At 64.7% G+C, this 14,687-nt stretch carries 12 protein-coding genes; 8 read left to right on the plus strand and 4 right to left on the minus strand.

Annotated features, from left to right (window positions below; genetic code table 11):
• The first annotated feature begins 55 nt into the window (after window positions 1-55).
• The 5 genes from ABD833_RS01210 to ABD833_RS01230 all read left to right on the plus strand — a co-directional run bounded on the left by ABD833_RS01210 (window position 56) and on the right by ABD833_RS01230 (window position 5,981).
• The gene (locus tag ABD833_RS01210; protein WP_345070428.1) at window positions 56-808 is read left to right on the plus strand and encodes a carbonic anhydrase; all 753 of its coding nucleotides are present in this window, start codon (window positions 56-58) and stop codon (window positions 806-808) included.
• 162 nt (window positions 809-970) lie between these two features.
• On the plus strand, window positions 971-1,915 hold the full coding sequence (locus ABD833_RS01215; RefSeq protein ID WP_345070430.1) for an NAD(P)-dependent alcohol dehydrogenase: 945 nt from the start codon (window positions 971-973) through the stop codon (window positions 1,913-1,915).
• A gap of 194 nt (window positions 1,916-2,109) precedes the next feature.
• A complete protein-coding gene (locus ABD833_RS01220; protein ID WP_345070431.1) occupies window positions 2,110-4,641 on the plus strand; it encodes a type IA DNA topoisomerase in 2,532 nt (843 codons plus the stop codon).
• Window positions 4,642-4,892: 251 nt separating this feature from the next.
• The gene (locus ABD833_RS01225; protein WP_345070432.1) at window positions 4,893-5,573 is read left to right on the plus strand and encodes a hypothetical protein; all 681 of its coding nucleotides are present in this window, start codon (window positions 4,893-4,895) and stop codon (window positions 5,571-5,573) included.
• Window positions 5,574-5,600: 27 nt separating this feature from the next.
• Window positions 5,601-5,981, plus strand: a complete 381-nt coding sequence (locus ABD833_RS01230; protein WP_345070433.1) for a hypothetical protein — start codon at window positions 5,601-5,603, stop codon at window positions 5,979-5,981.
• A gap of 15 nt (window positions 5,982-5,996) precedes the next feature.
• On the opposite strand, the gene ABD833_RS01235 is transcribed toward ABD833_RS01230, so the two are convergent.
• A complete protein-coding gene (locus ABD833_RS01235; RefSeq protein ID WP_345070435.1) occupies window positions 5,997-6,662 on the minus strand; it encodes a hypothetical protein in 666 nt (221 codons plus the stop codon).
• Between the two features lie 179 nt (window positions 6,663-6,841).
• Between ABD833_RS01235 and ABD833_RS01240 the strand changes: the two genes are divergently transcribed.
• Window positions 6,842-7,069 carry a DUF2905 domain-containing protein gene (locus ABD833_RS01240; protein ID WP_345070437.1) on the plus strand — a complete coding sequence of 76 codons (228 nt, stop codon included), beginning with the start codon at window positions 6,842-6,844 and terminating at the stop codon, window positions 7,067-7,069.
• A 12-nt stretch (window positions 7,070-7,081) separates the two neighbouring features.
• On the opposite strand, the gene ABD833_RS01245 is transcribed toward ABD833_RS01240, so the two are convergent.
• Window positions 7,082-8,965, minus strand: coding sequence for a prolipoprotein diacylglyceryl transferase family protein (locus ABD833_RS01245; protein ID WP_345070438.1), 1,884 nt, complete (start codon window positions 8,963-8,965; stop codon window positions 7,082-7,084).
• A gap of 339 nt (window positions 8,966-9,304) precedes the next feature.
• Window positions 9,305-10,786: an SDR family oxidoreductase gene (locus ABD833_RS01250; RefSeq protein ID WP_345070439.1), complete on the minus strand. Its 1,482-nt coding sequence runs from the start codon at window positions 10,784-10,786 to the stop codon at window positions 9,305-9,307.
• 256 nt (window positions 10,787-11,042) lie between these two features.
• On the opposite strand from ABD833_RS01250, the gene ABD833_RS01255 reads away from it, so the two are divergent.
• Both ABD833_RS01255 and ABD833_RS01260 read left to right on the plus strand, forming a co-directional pair.
• Window positions 11,043-11,711: a hypothetical protein gene (locus ABD833_RS01255; RefSeq protein WP_345070440.1), complete on the plus strand. Its 669-nt coding sequence runs from the start codon at window positions 11,043-11,045 to the stop codon at window positions 11,709-11,711.
• A gap of 70 nt (window positions 11,712-11,781) precedes the next feature.
• Window positions 11,782-13,446, plus strand: coding sequence for an ArnT family glycosyltransferase (locus ABD833_RS01260; RefSeq protein ID WP_345070441.1), 1,665 nt, complete (start codon window positions 11,782-11,784; stop codon window positions 13,444-13,446).
• Between the two features lie 33 nt (window positions 13,447-13,479).
• Here the strand turns inward: ABD833_RS01260 and lysA are convergent, their stop codons facing one another.
• A complete protein-coding gene (gene lysA / locus ABD833_RS01265; protein ID WP_345070442.1) occupies window positions 13,480-14,625 on the minus strand; it encodes a diaminopimelate decarboxylase in 1,146 nt (381 codons plus the stop codon).
• Window positions 14,626-14,687 lie beyond the last annotated feature (62 nt).

A 14,687-nucleotide genomic window follows, 5' to 3' on the forward strand; every position in this document is an offset into this window, starting at 1 on the left:
CGGGCAATCGGCAACGCGCAGCTGGCCCCGCAAACCCTGAAAACGCTGAAAAAAAATGAAAAAAATACTTGATAATAACCGCAAGTGGGTAGAATCCAAGCTTGCCGAAGACAGCGACTATTTCAATAAAATGGCCAAGGGCCAAAAGCCGCGCTACCTGTTCATCGGCTGCTCCGATTCGCGGGTGCCGGCCTCGGCCATCACCGGCACCGAGCCGGGCGAGATGTTCGTGCATCGCAACATCGCCAACCTGGTGGTGCACTCCGATATGAACCTGCTGGCCGTAGTGCAATATGCGGTAGAAGTGCTGGAGGTAGAAATTATTATGGTGGTAGGGCACTATGGCTGCGGCGGCGTGGCGGCGGCAGTTTCCAACAAGCAATACGGGCTTATCGACAACTGGCTGACCCACATCAAGGACGTGGTGCGCCTGAACGAAACGGAGTTCCTGCGCATCCGCGACAAAGAGCAGCAGCTGCGCCGCCTGGTTGAGCTCAACGTGATTGAGCAGGTGCGCAACCTGGCCAGCACCAACATCATCCAGAACGCCCGCAAAGGCCCCAACCCGCCCGACCTGCACGGCCTGGTGTACGATATTCACGATGGCCTGCTCCATGATCTGGAAGTGCAGACCGATACGCTCGACGAGTTTATGCACATCTACAGCGTGGAAGCCACGAATCATGCTGAGAAAGTAGCTGAAGGAGCCCGGGAAGGCAAGGTGGCCGAGCAGAAAGAACCCGAGACCAAGCCGGCCACCAAGCCCCGGAAGGACGATGAGCCTTCGGCGATGCCCAAAGCCAGCTAACCGCCCAGGTCCGGTTATCGGACTTGGATTTGTCGCTAAGTATGGTCAGCAATGCCGCGGCTCCTGGCTGCGGCATTGCTTTTTAGCCGCAAACGGGAGCGGCCAAAGTCGGCTTCGGGTCGCGCTTCTCCCGTACTCCAGGTTCAAGCCACTTCTGCTGCCATGAACGCCATCTACTACCCCCAATACGGCTCCGCCGACGTGCTCCACTACGGCGAGCAGCCCACGCCCACGCCCAAAGCCGACCAGATCCTGGTGCGCGTACGGGCCAGCAGCGTCAACCCCGTCGACTGGAAGATTCGCAGCGGCGGCCTGAAGCTGCTCACGGGGCAGAATTTTCCCAAAATCCCGGGCCGCGACGTGGCCGGCGAGGTAGCCGCCGTGGGCCACTCCGTGACGCGCTGCAAAGCCGGCGACCGGGTGTATGGCATGGCCGGGGGCATCGGCGGGGCCAACGCCGAATATGCCCTGCTCGATGAGCGCAACTTCGCCTTCATCCCCGAAAAGCTGAGCTTTGCCGAAGCCGGGGCCGTGCCGCTGGGGGCGCTCACGGCGTTGCAGGGGCTGCATCATCACGGGCAGCAGCTTTCCGGCGACCGGGTGCTCATCAACGGGGCCTCGGGCGGCGTGGGCACCTTCGCCGTGCAGATCGCCAAAGCCCTCGGCGCGGGCGAAATCACCGGCGTGTGCGGCCCCGACAACGCGGAACTGGTGCGCGGCCTCGGGGCCGACCGGGTGCTGAACCACCACGAGCACGACTTCACCCACGACCTGAGCCGCTACGACCTCATTTTCGATGCCGTAGGCAAGAGCAGCTACCTGGCCGCCCGCCCCGCCCTGCGCCGCAACGGCCGCTACGTAACCACCGCTCCCGAGCCCAAAGATACCCTGACCGGCACCCTGGCCGCCGCCTTCTCCGACAAAAAAATGAGCGTGTTCCTGGCCGCCAACCGCGGCATGGATCTGGCCCTGATTTCGGCCTGGCTGCAAGCCGGGACCCTGCGCCCCATCATCGCCAGAACCTTCCCGCTGGCCGAAACCGCCGCGGCGCATCGCCTCAGCGAAGAAGGCCGGGTGGCGGGCAAAATTGTGCTGATGGTGGAGTAGGGGAGCTGGCTTGGCTATCGAAATCCGCCTCAGCTGGTTGCCGTCTGTTGGCATTGCCGAAACGGGGTAAAAACGCGAAATACCGCGTTTTACCCCGTTTCGGCAATGCCGGAAACGACCTTTTTGCGCCGTATCTTTGTTGATTCCCGGCTGACTCAGATCAGCGAAATCAGCGTTATAATCAGCGAAAGTCAGTGATAGTTTGCATTGCCGAAAAGCCCAGCGTAGCCCGCGAAATTGCCCACGTACTCGGGGCCAGCCGCAAGATGGACGGCTACTTCGAGGGCAACGGCTACCAGGTCACCTGGACGTTCGGGCACTTCTGCCAGCTGCGCGAGCCGGAAGACTACCGCCCCGAGTGGAAGCGCTGGAGCATCCACGACCTGCCCATGATGCCTGAGCAGTTCGGCATCAAGCTCATGCGCCGCGACGATGGCGTAGTGCGGCAGTTCACGGTGATAAAAAACCTGCTGGCCAACGCCGAAGAAGTGGTGAACTGCGGCGACGCCGGGCAGGAGGGCGAGGTGATCCAGCGCTGGGTGCTGATGGAGGCCAAGTACCGCAAGCCCTTCAAGCGCCTCTGGATTTCGTCGCTCACCGAGGAGGCCATCCGCCAGGGGTTCGCCAACCTGCGCGAGGGCTCGGAGTTCGATAACCTCTACCAAGCCGGCAAAAGCCGCGCTGCCGGCGACTGGCTGCTGGGCCTGAACGCCACCCGTCTGTTCACCCTTAAGTATGCCGCCGGCCAGAAGCAGGTGCTCAGCATTGGAAGGGTGCAGACGCCCACGCTAGCCCTGCTGGTAGACCGCTACCATGAAATCCAGAACTTCCGGCCCGAGCCCTACTGGGTTTTGCGGACGGAATACCGGGGCACGATGTTCAGCCACGTGGCCCCGCTGAAAAAGGGCAAAGACGAGGATGAGCCCGACGAGCAGGCCCGCCTGAAAGCCCGGGGCTACTTCGTGAGCCAGGAAGAAGCCGATGCCGCTATGGCCGCCGTGAAGGACGTGCCGCTGACCGTGACGGGCGTCGAAATCAAGAAAGCGCTGGAGTCGCCACCCTCGCTGTTTGACCTGACCTCGCTGCAGGTGCAGTGCAACAACCAGCTGGGCCTCTCGGCCGAGGACACGCTCAAAACCGTGCAGGCGCTCTACGAGAAGAAGGTAGTCAGCTACCCGCGGGTAGACACCACCTTTTTGCCCGACGACCAGTATCCCAAGATTGCCGGGATTATGAAAGGCCTGGGGGCGTACAGCGGCCTCACGCAGCCGCTGCTGGCCGCCAGGATTAAGAAGAGCCCCAAGGTTTTCAACAACAATAAAGTCACCGACCACCACGCCATCATCCCGACCGGGGCCAGCGCCGGCGGGCTGGGCGGCACCGAAAGCAGCGTCTATGATATCATCGTGCGCCGCTTCCTGGCCGCGTTTTATCCCGACTGCGAAGTCAGCAACACCACCGTGACGGCCGAGGCTGCCGGCCATCCGTTCCGCGTCCGGGGCCGTCAGATTCTGAGCCCCGGCTGGCGCATCGTCTACGGCGACCCGGCGGCCCAGCAGGCCCCCGCCACCGCCAAAGCCGCCACCGAAGGCGACGACGACGTGGTGAGCACCGTGCTGCCTTCGTTCGGGAAGGGCGAAAGCGGCCCCCACAAGCCCCGCCTCGACCAGAAAGTAACCCAGCCCCCGCGCGAGTACACCGAGGCCATGCTGCTGCGCGGCATGGAAACGGCCGGCCGCAATATCGACGACGAGGAAATGCGGCAGGCCATGAAGGAAAACGGCATCGGCCGGCCTTCCACCCGCGCTGCCATCATCGAAACGCTGTTCAAGCGCGGCTACATCCGGCGCGAAAAGAAGCGTATTCTGCCCACGCCCACCGGCGTGGAGCTCATCGGCCTGATCCGCAACCCCACCCTGAAATCGGCGGAGCTGACGGGGCAGTGGGAGCGGAAGCTGCGCCAGATTGAGGCCGGCAACCTGGACTCGGGCCTGTTTCTGGATGAGCTCAAAACCCTGGTGCGCGAAATGGTGGATGAAGTGAAGCAGGACGGGTCGCGTCGCTACATCACCATGGCCGGCAATGTCTCGGAGGTCACGGCGGCCAAGCCGGCCGCGGCCCCTAAGCCCGTGGTAGCGGCTACTCCGGCTATTGCCGGCAGCCTGGGCAGTTGCCCGGCCTGCAAGGCGGGCCACGTGCTGAAGGGTAAAACGGCGTTCGGCTGCTCCCGCTTCCGCGAAAACTGCCAGTTCCGCCTTCCCACCCGGTTCGAGGACAAGAATCTGACGGATAAGCAGGTTTTCGCGTTGCTCACCAAAGGGCGCACCCCGGTTATCAAGGGCTATTTCGACGCGGCCGGCAACAAGTTTGACGCTGCCGTGCGCCTCACCCCGCAGCACGCGCTGGAGCTGGTGCGCGCCGCCGAAAGCAAGCCCACCACCGCCGCCGACCCCGGCCAGATTCCGTGCCCCGTGTGCAAGCTGGGCACTATGCTGAAGGGCAAAGCTGCCTGGGGCTGCTCCCGCTTCCGCGAGGACTGCCAGTTCCGGGCGCCCTTCGAGTGGGGCGGCAAAACCCTGAGCGAGGTGCAGATCAATCAGCTGCTGCGCAAGGGCAAGACCGGCGTCATCCGCGGGTTCGTGTCGGCCCGCACCGGCGACCGGTACGCGGCGTCCTTGCAGCTCAGCGCGGAGGGCCGGATTGAGCCGGTTTTTGAGCCGGGGTAACGGGCGCGGGGCCGGCCGCTACACGTCTGCCAGCCGTCGGGCCGGGATGGGCAGGACGCCCGCTGCCGTGCCAAAAAGGAGCCCGGAGCTGCACGGTGCCCAAAGCATACCAGCCGGGGAAACGATACCGGTGTTGGGGTAAGGGCGCCTCCGCCTATATTTGCTGCCTGCCCCGCCAGCCTTACCTTGAGTAAGGCTCTGCTGGCTAAAACCGAGGCCTTTGCTCACTGCCTATATATTTTCTGAACCAGATGCGTGCTTCCCGCTTTTTTGGGCTTTTGCTGACTTCCGCCGTCGCGTTGCAGGCCGCCGCCCAGACCGTGGGCGCCCCCGCCCCGGCCGGGCTGCCCGACCCGGCCACCATGCCGCTCGGGGCCCAGGTGCAGGAGTTTTTCACCCACCTGCTCGACCCCGCCGGCTGGCCCCCGCGGTGGCACTGCGGCCGCTGGACCGACTTTCACGGCTGGGTCTACATCATCGCCGACCTGCTGGTATGGGCGGCCTACGCGGCCATCCCGTTCCTGCTGGTGCAGTTTATCCGCAAGCGCGCCGACGTGCCCTTCGACCGGCTGTTCTGGCTGTTTGCCCTTTTCATTGTGGCCTGCGGCAGCACCCACCTGCTCGACGCGGTGATGTTCTACCTGCCCGTGTACCGGCTCAGTGCCCTGGTGAAGGTGTTTACGGCCGTGGCTTCCTGGGGAACGGTGTTTGCCCTGATACGGGTATTGCCCCGGGCCCTGAGCCTGCGCACCCCGGCCCAGCTCGAAGCGGTGGTGCAGGAGCGCACCAGCGAGCTGCACACGGCCAACCAGGAGCTGCGCCGCGCCTACGACGACCTGGAAACGAAAGTCACGTTCCGTACCCTGGACCTGGAGCGCGAAGCGGAGCAGCTGCGGGCCGAAAATGCCCGGCTGCGCTCGGCAACCAGCTAACTACGTTCGATTCCTATTTTACTGCCCGTGCCGGAAACGCTACTCTACGACGTGAATCTACAAACGTGCCCCGACGCGTGGCTGCACGGGCATTGGCGGCAGCGTCGGCGGGGGCCGGGGGCCGATACCGTGTTTAGCCGGGCGGAAGAGTGGCAGCTTTATCCGACGGGTGTGCTCCAGCTACTGGGCACCGCCGGGCAGCACGCCGGGGGCTGGCAGGTGGAGCGCGACGCCCGCCTGGGCCGCCCGTACCTCACGCTGGTCCTGCCGCAGGAGCAGTCCCGCGCCCTGATCACGCGCCTGCAGCGCGCGCCCGACGGGCGGGCCGCAGCCATCACGCTCTACCTTGCCAACGGCGTAGAGCTGGTGCTGGATTACGTGTCGTCCCCCGAAAGTGGTCGGCCCTAAAAAAACTCAGCCGGCTCACCACTTTCCTTCCCGACGGGTATCGTTGCGCCGGAAAAGCACGTGCGTGTACGGCTGAAGCGCCCCCTGCGGCGGCTGATGCGTTTCCTCGCGGGCGGTGTGCAGCGTATAGCTCGGCCCCAGCAGCGCGGCTATTTCGGCGGTGGTGTAGGGCTGTACCAGCAGGCCGGCGTCGGGCGTCGAAACCGGGGCCGCGGTGGGTGCCCGCACGGCCAGCAGCACCCACCCGTGGGCATCTACCATGTGGTGGAGCAGGCGGCAGTAGGTAGCAATCTGGGCGGGGCTGCGCAGCGTGTGCAGCAGGCCCCGGTCGTGCCAGAGCAGCACGGGGTCCAGCAGGGGCAGGTGTTCGGAGGCAGTTACGTCGTCTACTACCCACAGCACCCGCTCGGCCTGGGCGGACGGCAGGGCCCGGCAGTGCTGGTCGAGGGCCGTGGCGCTGCAGTCGGTGGCAATCAGATTGAAGTAACCCTGGGCCAGCAGCTCGTTGAGAAAGGGCGACAACCCCGAGCCCACGTCTACGATCGGGGCATCAAAGGGCAGGCCCGTTTCGGCGAACAAACTCAGCGAAACGGTGGGGTAGGGCTGGTACCAGCTGCTCTGCTCGGGCGTCCGTTGGGCATACAGCTGGTCCCAGTAAGTAGTCAGCAATGAAGGGGGCATCGTCGGGCCATAAGGGAGTGGACGTATACGGGGCCGGAAAGGGAAGGATATGCAGGAGCTGGAGCCAAAGTGCGGCGTTTCGGTGGGCCGCCGCCAGCGGTTGGGCGTATATTTCCGGCCCGGCCCGGCTACCCATATCCGCAGGCGGCCGGCTTACCTCCCGTCTTATTTCTGCGTTGATGACATCCCGGTTCGGCAAGCTACTGATGGTGCCGGGCCTCGGCCTGCGCGTACCTGGCGGCGTTACCTGGCTGGGCGGGGGCCGTCTGCTGGGCTGGTTTGGCCGCCTGCCCGACGACATCCGTATCGAGCGGCCGGGCTTCCGGTTGTACGCCCCGCTGGCGTCGATGCTGCCGGTGAGTATTGTGGTTAGCTTGGTTACGTGGCTGACGCGGCGGCTGAACTGAACCGTTGGGTAGCTATTTAGACGTTTTCAGCCGGTATTGCAGCCGCAGCACTGCCTGCCGGTGGCGACTGAAGTTGGTAGCGCCGTAGGGCTCCAGCCACAAACCCGTAGCGCCCAGCGGAAAGCTGGCGCTCAGAAAGCCCATCGCTGAACCCGGCGTGTGCCGGGCCAGGGCCACGCCACCCAGTACGGAGCGGTTCCAGTCGGAGCCCAGGCCGGAGCCCAGCGCCAGCCGGCCGGTAGCATTCCCCAGCCCCAGCGGCCCGTTGCCATAATCGGCCTGAACAAACAGGGTGCTGCGCTGGCCCAGCCAAAGCTTTACGTCGGGCTGGATGCTGACGCGGCGCAGCTCCGGCAGCGCCGACTCCGGGGCAAGGTGTGCCAGCTCGCCCACGTGCAGCCCCACGCGTAGCCCATAGCCGAAACCACCGCTGCGGAGCCGGTCGCGCTCGATGTAGGGGTTCACGTCGAACAACGGGTAGCGCGGGCCGTCGTTGGCGTTGGCGGTCAGGAAAGGCCCGCCCGGCAGCAGCGGCTGCGCGTTCACATATTCGCGGCCACTCCAGATGCCGATGCCGTAGGTGGTGCGCCCGGGGGTGTGCCGACTGGGCCGGGTGTAAGCAAAATCGCCACCTATTGCCTGGTAGCGGTGGTAGTAGCCGGCCCGGACGGGGGTTCCGCCCGACCCGGAACAGCCGCCGCTGGGCGTGTAGCTGACGTCCTCATCGTAGCGGCCGGCCACCACGCCGGGCGTGAAAGAGAAGTAGGCCGAATTATCGGATTGAGCGGAATCAGCCGGGGCCTGGCTGGTCAGCACCAGCACCACGCAGGCCAGGCCCAGGGGCAGCGCTACGCGGGCCGGGCGGGTGGCATCGGCGGCGCCCAGCAGCAGGGCGCCGCTTTCGAGCACCACTACCGTCAGAAGCAACGTCTTCACCACCAATATTTCGGGTAAAGTAAGAGCGAAAGGTCCCAGCCAGGCCGTGAGGGCCAGCAGGGCGGCCACCGCCAGCAGGTTGCGCCCGGGGTTTGGCCCCGGAATCTGCTCGGGCGGTAGTGCCGCAAGCCGGGCGCGGTGCAGCAGCCAGCCCCACCCGCCCAACGCCAGCGGAGCCAGCAGCAGCAGTGCCCATTGCACCTGTTTCAGCGCCATGCCACCATGCGTGTGCAAGGCCGCGCCCACCTGCTCGCCGGCCGGGTCGCGCCAGAACTCAATGAGGAAGCGTCCGGTCAGCAGCAGGCCCAAGTGCAGCAGCCGACGACTACCGCCGGGCCAGGCCCGGTGCCGGGTGAGCAGCAGTACCGTTGCTACGGCCGCGCACAGCGCCAGCGAGTACAGCTGCGTGGGATGCACGGGCAGCGACTGGGCCGCCCCAACCGGAATCAGCCCCCGGTACGCCTGCCAAACGTAGGGAAGCGTATGGGGAGCGTAGGTGAGGCCCCAGCTGCCAGCGGTCGGTTCGCCAAAGCAGCAGCCCGTCAGCACGCACCCCACGCACTGTACCGCCAAGGCCGCGCACATGGGCAGCGTAAAGGCATCGAATACGTGCCAGCTGAAGCCAAAGGAGCGCCGCAGCGCCAGCAGCGTCAGGGTGCCGGCCAGGGCCCCGCCCAGCACCGTGCGGGCTTCCGAGTCCGGCCACTGTCCCGTGCTCAGCAGCGCTGACCACTCCGGGCCCGACAACGCCAGCAGCTTGGTGCCCAGAATAAAGGTGAGCGTAGTGCAGGCCAGCAGCACCAGCCAGGTACGCATGGGGTAGTTTCGCCGATGCCCTTCCCAAACCAGCAGGACCAGATTCAGGGCAAATGCCAGCACGTAGAACAGGGTATAGAAATCGTACCCGGAATCAGCCGGTACGGCCCAGCGCAACGGGAGAGGAAGTAGAAAATTCGTCATCGATAATTAACTGCCAGCGTAAATCACGGCCCACCTCTGGCGCGGGAGTACCGCCGCCGCTGGCCAGGCGTGTCGTTGTCCCGAACTTATCCCAAGAATACTAAAAAGCCTGACCATAATTTGTGGCCGTTAGACTTTCTGTTTTGACTTTGCGGGTCGTAAGTAGCTGGATAAAATATGATTATGTCTGAAATGGCAGATGTTGCAGGGCCTTGGGCTGCACACGTTTATATCGATATGATTGTTTTTGGCGGGGAATAAACTGGTTTCGCGGCTTCCCCGAAGAGCTGGTCAGCACCTGCCTGAACCGGGCAACAGCGTTGGGCTGCCTCTTGTCGGTTACGCCGATACGCCGGGTGCCACCGCTGCCGGGTTGCCATACTGCACGATATTTTCCACCATGCCCTTGAAAATAACAAAGTGAAACGGGACCAGCGAGTACCAGTACAGCCGGCCCGCCAGCCCGCGGGGCCGAAACGCAGCCAGCTGTTCCAGCGTGTGGGTGCCGTCGTCGTTGGCCAGGATGCGGAATTGCAGCCAGGCTTCGCCGGGAAGCTTCATTTCGGCATAGAGCAGCAGGCGCCGGCCGGCGCGGTCGGCGACCAGCACCCGCCAGAAGTCGAGCGGTTCGCCGGCGCGCAGGTCGGTGGGGGAGCGGCGGCCCCGGCGCAGACCCACGCCGCCCACGGCCTTGTCCATGAGTCCGCGCAGGCGCCAGAGCCAGTCGACCTTATACCAGCCCCGCTGACCGCCGATGCTCCAGATGTTGCGCACCACATCCTCCGGGGGCCGGGTGAAGGTCAGGGTCTGGCGGTCGGTGAGCATGCCGTGCTGGGGAATCTGGACGAAGTCCATGTAGTTCTGCTCCATCACCCCGCTGCTCAACGCGTCGCTCCAGCTGCTGATAACTTCGTTCTGCTCGATACGGGTGAAGGCCAGGGCCAGTGCTTCGGCATACGTCATGCACGGGTGCCGCAGCACCTGGTCGATGCTGCGCTTGGTGGCCACGATGGTGTCGTTGCGCAGACTTTCCACCAGGCTCTGGGCCAGCGAAAACGTGGTGCGCGTGACCAGAAACAGCCACCACGACGACAGCCGCGGCGTGAGCACCGGTACCGTGACGATGTAGCGCCGGTAGCCGCGCTCGGCCGCCAGGCCGAGTAGCATCTGCTTGTAGGTCAGCACGTCGGGGCCGCCGATGTCGAAGTTCTGCCCCAGGCAAACCGGGTTGTCGAGTACGGCCGTGAGGTAGTGCATCACGTCGCGGATGCCGATGGGCTGGCAGCGCGAGTTCAGCCAGCGGGGCGTCACCATCACGGGCAGTTTTTCCACCAGATCCCGGATAATCTCGAACGAAGCGGAGCCCGAGCCGATAATGATGCTGGCCCGCAACACCGTAAGCTGGGCCCGTTGCGCCTTGTGCAATACTTTTTCTACCGCCTTGCGGGAGCGGAGGTGGGCCGACAGGGCCCGGTCGTTGGCAATGCCGCTGAGGTAGATAACCTGCCTGGCGGTGGTGCGGTCGAGGTAGGCCGTGAAATTCTGCGCCGACTGCTGCTCGGCCCGGAAAAAGTCCCGGTCGTGGCCGCTCATGGAGTGGACCAGGTAGTAGGCCGCGTCCAGATCCGTGGGGAGGGCCGTTAGCGAGGCCGGCTGTAGCAAGTCGGCCTGCACTACCTGCACGCAGCCCTGCAACCGCTCCGGCAGCTCGAAACGGCGCGGGTCGCGCACGAGGCAAACTACGTCGTGCCCGGCTTCAACCAGCAGCGGCAGCAGGCGGCGGCCGATGTAGCCATTGGCACCCGTGAGCAGAATTTTCATTGGCGGGAGAGTCAGATCGGCATGTGAGGAAACAACCCCGGGCGGCCGCAGAAGTTATGGGGCCGGGTTGGGTGCCGATTCGCCGAAGAAGTCTAATGCTTTGGGTTCAAATATCTTATTTGCACATGGTTACAGGATGGTTTCGGCGGGATTTAGGTCTGAAAAGCCCGCAAATGGGGTTGGGAGACGCCGGCGGGGGCGGCTATATTTGGACCTGCTGAATTCCCTCACCTCCTGCTACCAACCGATTCGTTTTATGAAATGCCCCCTGACGCTACTTATCTGTTTGTTCGGCCTGGGGGCCGGGTTGACCAGCTGCGAGGAAAAAGAAACCCCGGAGCCGACCTACTACCGCTTCGACGCGCAGGACCGCGCCTGGCTCACCGCCCGGCCCGGCGACGAGCTGACGTTTGAAAATCAGGCTGGCACGCGCCGCCACTTCCGGGTGGGCAAGGTGGAGGAGCGTGCCCACCTTGCTTCGATCAGCACCACACTGCTGGGCGGCATTGCCCGGGAGTTCTACTACGACGAATGGGCCATGTATCTGGAGCGTACCGACTCGGTGCAGCAGGTGGGCGTAGTTACCTTCACCAAGGCCCGCACCACCGAGTCGGCCGCGGCCACGCTCATGGCCCAGGGCTTCTGGTACGACTACATCGGCCCCGAAACCATTACCGACGGCGTGCAGTGCGAGGTGCTGAACTTCCCGCCCGACCTGAACCGCGCCCCGCTCACCCCGCTTACCGTGGGCGGCCAGACGTATCCGGCCGTGCTGACGATGGAGGTGCCCACCCGCCGTGCCGGCCTGTGCACCTACCCGTTCGTCAACCGCACTACCCACGTGTACCGGCTGCAGTATGACCGGCACGCGGGCATCGTGCGCATGGAAAGCATTACCGGCGAAGTGTGGAGCCGGGTGCCCTAGGGTGGGGCGAGGCGGCGGAAAGCGGGGCTTTGTGGTAGCTTTGCGGTCGTCCTTCCTTGCTCCGCTCCGTATGCCGGCTTCTATTTCGTCCCGTTTCTGGCTGTGGTTGTTTGTGCTGGTGCTGGGTGCGAGCCTCTTTGTGGGCCTCGGCAGCTGGGGCGTGCTGGAAAGCAGTGAGGCCCGCTACGCCGAAATAGGCCGCGAAATGCTGACCGGCCACGACTGGCTGCACCCGCGCCTGCTCGGCATTCAGCACTTCCATAAGCCCCCGCTCACCTATTGGCTCACGGCGGCGGGGCTGGCGCTGGCCGGCCCCACGGCGTTGGGCGTGCGGCTGCTACCGGTGCTGGCGGTGCTGGGGCAGATTGGATTAGTATATGGCCTGGGCCTGCTGCTGTTCGCCCAGGACCGGGGCCGCGCCCTGGCCGCCGCCGTGGTCTACGGTACGCTGCCCGTGGTGCTGATTTCGGCTTTGAACGTGACCACGGACGTTTACCTGCAGACGCTGGAGCTGACCGCCACCTACGGCATCCTGCGCTACTATCACGACGGCGGGCGGCGCTGGCTCTACCTGTTCTGGGGAGGGCTGGGGCTGGCCTTTCTCACCAAAGGCCCGGTGGGCTTCGTGCTGCCGCTGATGGCCATTGCGGGGTTTTATTTCCGTGAAAAGCAGGTTCGTCGGCCTTTTACCGGGCATCATCTGCTCGGGTTGGGCCTGTTTGCCCTGCTGGGGCTGAGCTGGTATCTGTATCTGATGGCCGAAAACCCGGCTTTCATCCGGTACTTCCTGTTTCAGCACACCGTGGAGCGGTTTGCCAACCCCGAAACCTTCGGCCGCTCGAAGCCCTGGTGGTTTTACCTGGTGCTGGCCCCGGCTACCAGCCTGCCGTGGTCGGTGGCGCTTATCACGCAGGCCATCCGGACGGGCTGGGCCGACCTGCCCCGGGCCTGGCGCAACGTGCTGCTTTTCTGGGTGCTGCTGCCGCTGGGGTTCTTCTCGCTCTCCGGCTCCAAGCTGCTGCTCTACGTGCTGCCCATCTTTCCGGGCGTGGCGTTGCTCACGGTGTACTATCTGGGTCGGCTGACCGATGCCGCGCTAAACCGCTGGTACATCGGCATCGGGGGCTTCTACGGGCTGGTGCTGGCGGCGCTGTGTCTGCTGCCGGTATTTGTCGGGATGCTGCCCGTGCCGGTGGCCGTAAGCCCCGGCGTCGCCCTGGGGCCGGCGGCCGGAATCATTCTGCTGGTACTGCAGCACGCCCTCTGGGACGAGGTGCGGGTAGCCCCGCGGTTGCTGGTCACCGCCGTCATTTTCACCGCTACTTTGCTGCTTACCGTTAAGCCCATCCTGCGGCAGAATGAGCTGGCCGGCAACAGCACCAGGCCCCTGGCGGAGTGGCTGCGCACCCGGCACCTGGACCAGGGCCTCGTGCTGGTCTATGATGAGCTGCTGCCGTCGTTGGCTTTCGAGCTGGACCAATTACCCATTACGCTCCAGCACGACAATCATCAGGCAAGGCGCGAAACCCAGTTTGAGGTTCCCAACAGCTGGCACCGGCTGCTGGTCGATGTTAACGATTCAACCCAGCAGCCCTACCTGAAAAGCTTGCTGGCCCAACACCCCGTGCTGGTTGTGAAAGGCGAGCTGGAGCCGTTCCGGGCCTGGATGCTGCCTTACTTCCCGCAGCAGGAGCGAATCGGCCCCTGGACTATCTACTACAGCGTTTGGCGATGACCCCGCGCCCGGGGAGCGGGGCCGGGGGTTGGGCTACCCGATATACACGGCCTCGGCTTTCTCCCGCAGGTTATAGTTGGAGGCCATTACCTCGCCGTAGGCGCCCGTGGAGCGGATAACCACCAGGTCGCCCCGCTTGGTTTCGGGCAGGGCCACTTCCCGCCCAAACGTGTCCGACGACTCGCAGATGGGGCCTACTACGTCGTAGAGGTACCGGGAGCCCTGACTGCTCAGGTTCTGAATCAGGTGGAAGCTGTCGTAGAGCGCCGGCCGGATCAGCTCGGTCATGCCCGCGTCGAGGATGGCGAAATTGGTTTGCTGGCTGCGTTTGACGTACAAAACCCGACTCACCAGCGCCCCGCTCTGCCCCACAATGGCCCGGCCCAGCTCGACGTGAACCCGCTGATTGGGCCGGCGCACGAGGTGCTGCTCAAACACCCGGAAGTAGGCCTCAAAGTCCGGAATCGGGTTGGCGTCGGGCGCATAGTAGTCGATGCCCAGGCCGCCGCCCACGTTGAGGTGGGGCAGGTGGTGGCCGCGGCTTTCGAGCCAGGTTTGCAGCTCATTCAGCTTGCGGCTCAGCTCGGCGAAAACCCCCAGGTCGGTAATCTGGGAGCCGATGTGGGCGTGCAGCCCCACCAGCTCCAGGTGCGGCAGCGTACCGAGCTGGTCGATAACGGCCCCCAGATCCGGCAGGCTGATGCCAAACTTGTTGGCCTCCAGGCCCGTGGTGATGTAGTGGTGGGTGTGGGCATCCACGTTGGGGTTGATGCGCAGCGCCACCCGGGCCCGGCGGCCCTGGGCCCCGGCCAGCTCATTCAGCACCACCAGCTCCTCGGCCGATTCGGCATTGAAGCACCAGATGTCCGCCGCCAGGGCCCGCCGGATTTCCGCGTCCGACTTGCCCACGCCCGCAAACACGATGTGACCGGGCGCGAAGCCGGTGTCCAGGGCCCGCTGCACTTCGGCCCCGCTCACGCAGTCGGCCCCCAGGCCGTGCTGGCGGACCAGGTTCAGGATGGGCACGTTGGCGTTGGCCTTGAGGGCGTAATGCACCTGAATATCGCGCGGCCTGGCGGCCTGCTGCACGGCGGTTAGCGTCCGGGCCAGCAGGCCAAGGTCGTAGAGGTAAAAGGGCGTGTCGCGCGTGGTGGCGTCCGCCGGAAGGGGAAAGGACATTCTTTTCAATGAGCAATGAGCAATGAGCAATGAGCAATGAGCAGGACGCGCGGGGCCGCCTG

Origin of the sequence: Hymenobacter fastidiosus, assembly GCF_039539565.1 — a bacterium.
Lineage (GTDB): Bacteria > Bacteroidota > Bacteroidia > Cytophagales > Hymenobacteraceae > Hymenobacter > Hymenobacter fastidiosus.

What these genes read in the sequence shown, in the direction of transcription:
- ABD833_RS01210 (WP_345070428.1), top strand. Translation starts at nt 56, where the DNA reads ATGAAAAAAATACTTGATAATAACCGCAAGTGGGTAGAATCCAAGCTT.
- ABD833_RS01215 (WP_345070430.1), top strand. Translation starts at nt 971, where the DNA reads ATGAACGCCATCTACTACCCCCAATACGGCTCCGCCGACGTGCTCCAC.
- ABD833_RS01225 (WP_345070432.1), top strand. Translation starts at nt 4,893, where the DNA reads ATGCGTGCTTCCCGCTTTTTTGGGCTTTTGCTGACTTCCGCCGTCGCG.
- ABD833_RS01235 (WP_345070435.1), bottom strand. Translation starts at nt 6,662, where the DNA reads ATGCCCCCTTCATTGCTGACTACTTACTGGGACCAGCTGTATGCCCAA.
- ABD833_RS01240 (WP_345070437.1), top strand. Translation starts at nt 6,842, where the DNA reads ATGACATCCCGGTTCGGCAAGCTACTGATGGTGCCGGGCCTCGGCCTG.
- ABD833_RS01245 (WP_345070438.1), bottom strand. Translation starts at nt 8,965, where the DNA reads ATGACGAATTTTCTACTTCCTCTCCCGTTGCGCTGGGCCGTACCGGCT.
- ABD833_RS01250 (WP_345070439.1), bottom strand. Translation starts at nt 10,786, where the DNA reads ATGAAAATTCTGCTCACGGGTGCCAATGGCTACATCGGCCGCCGCCTG.
- ABD833_RS01255 (WP_345070440.1), top strand. Translation starts at nt 11,043, where the DNA reads ATGAAATGCCCCCTGACGCTACTTATCTGTTTGTTCGGCCTGGGGGCC.
- ABD833_RS01260 (WP_345070441.1), top strand. Translation starts at nt 11,782, where the DNA reads ATGCCGGCTTCTATTTCGTCCCGTTTCTGGCTGTGGTTGTTTGTGCTG.
- lysA (WP_345070442.1), bottom strand. Translation starts at nt 14,625, where the DNA reads ATGTCCTTTCCCCTTCCGGCGGACGCCACCACGCGCGACACGCCCTTT.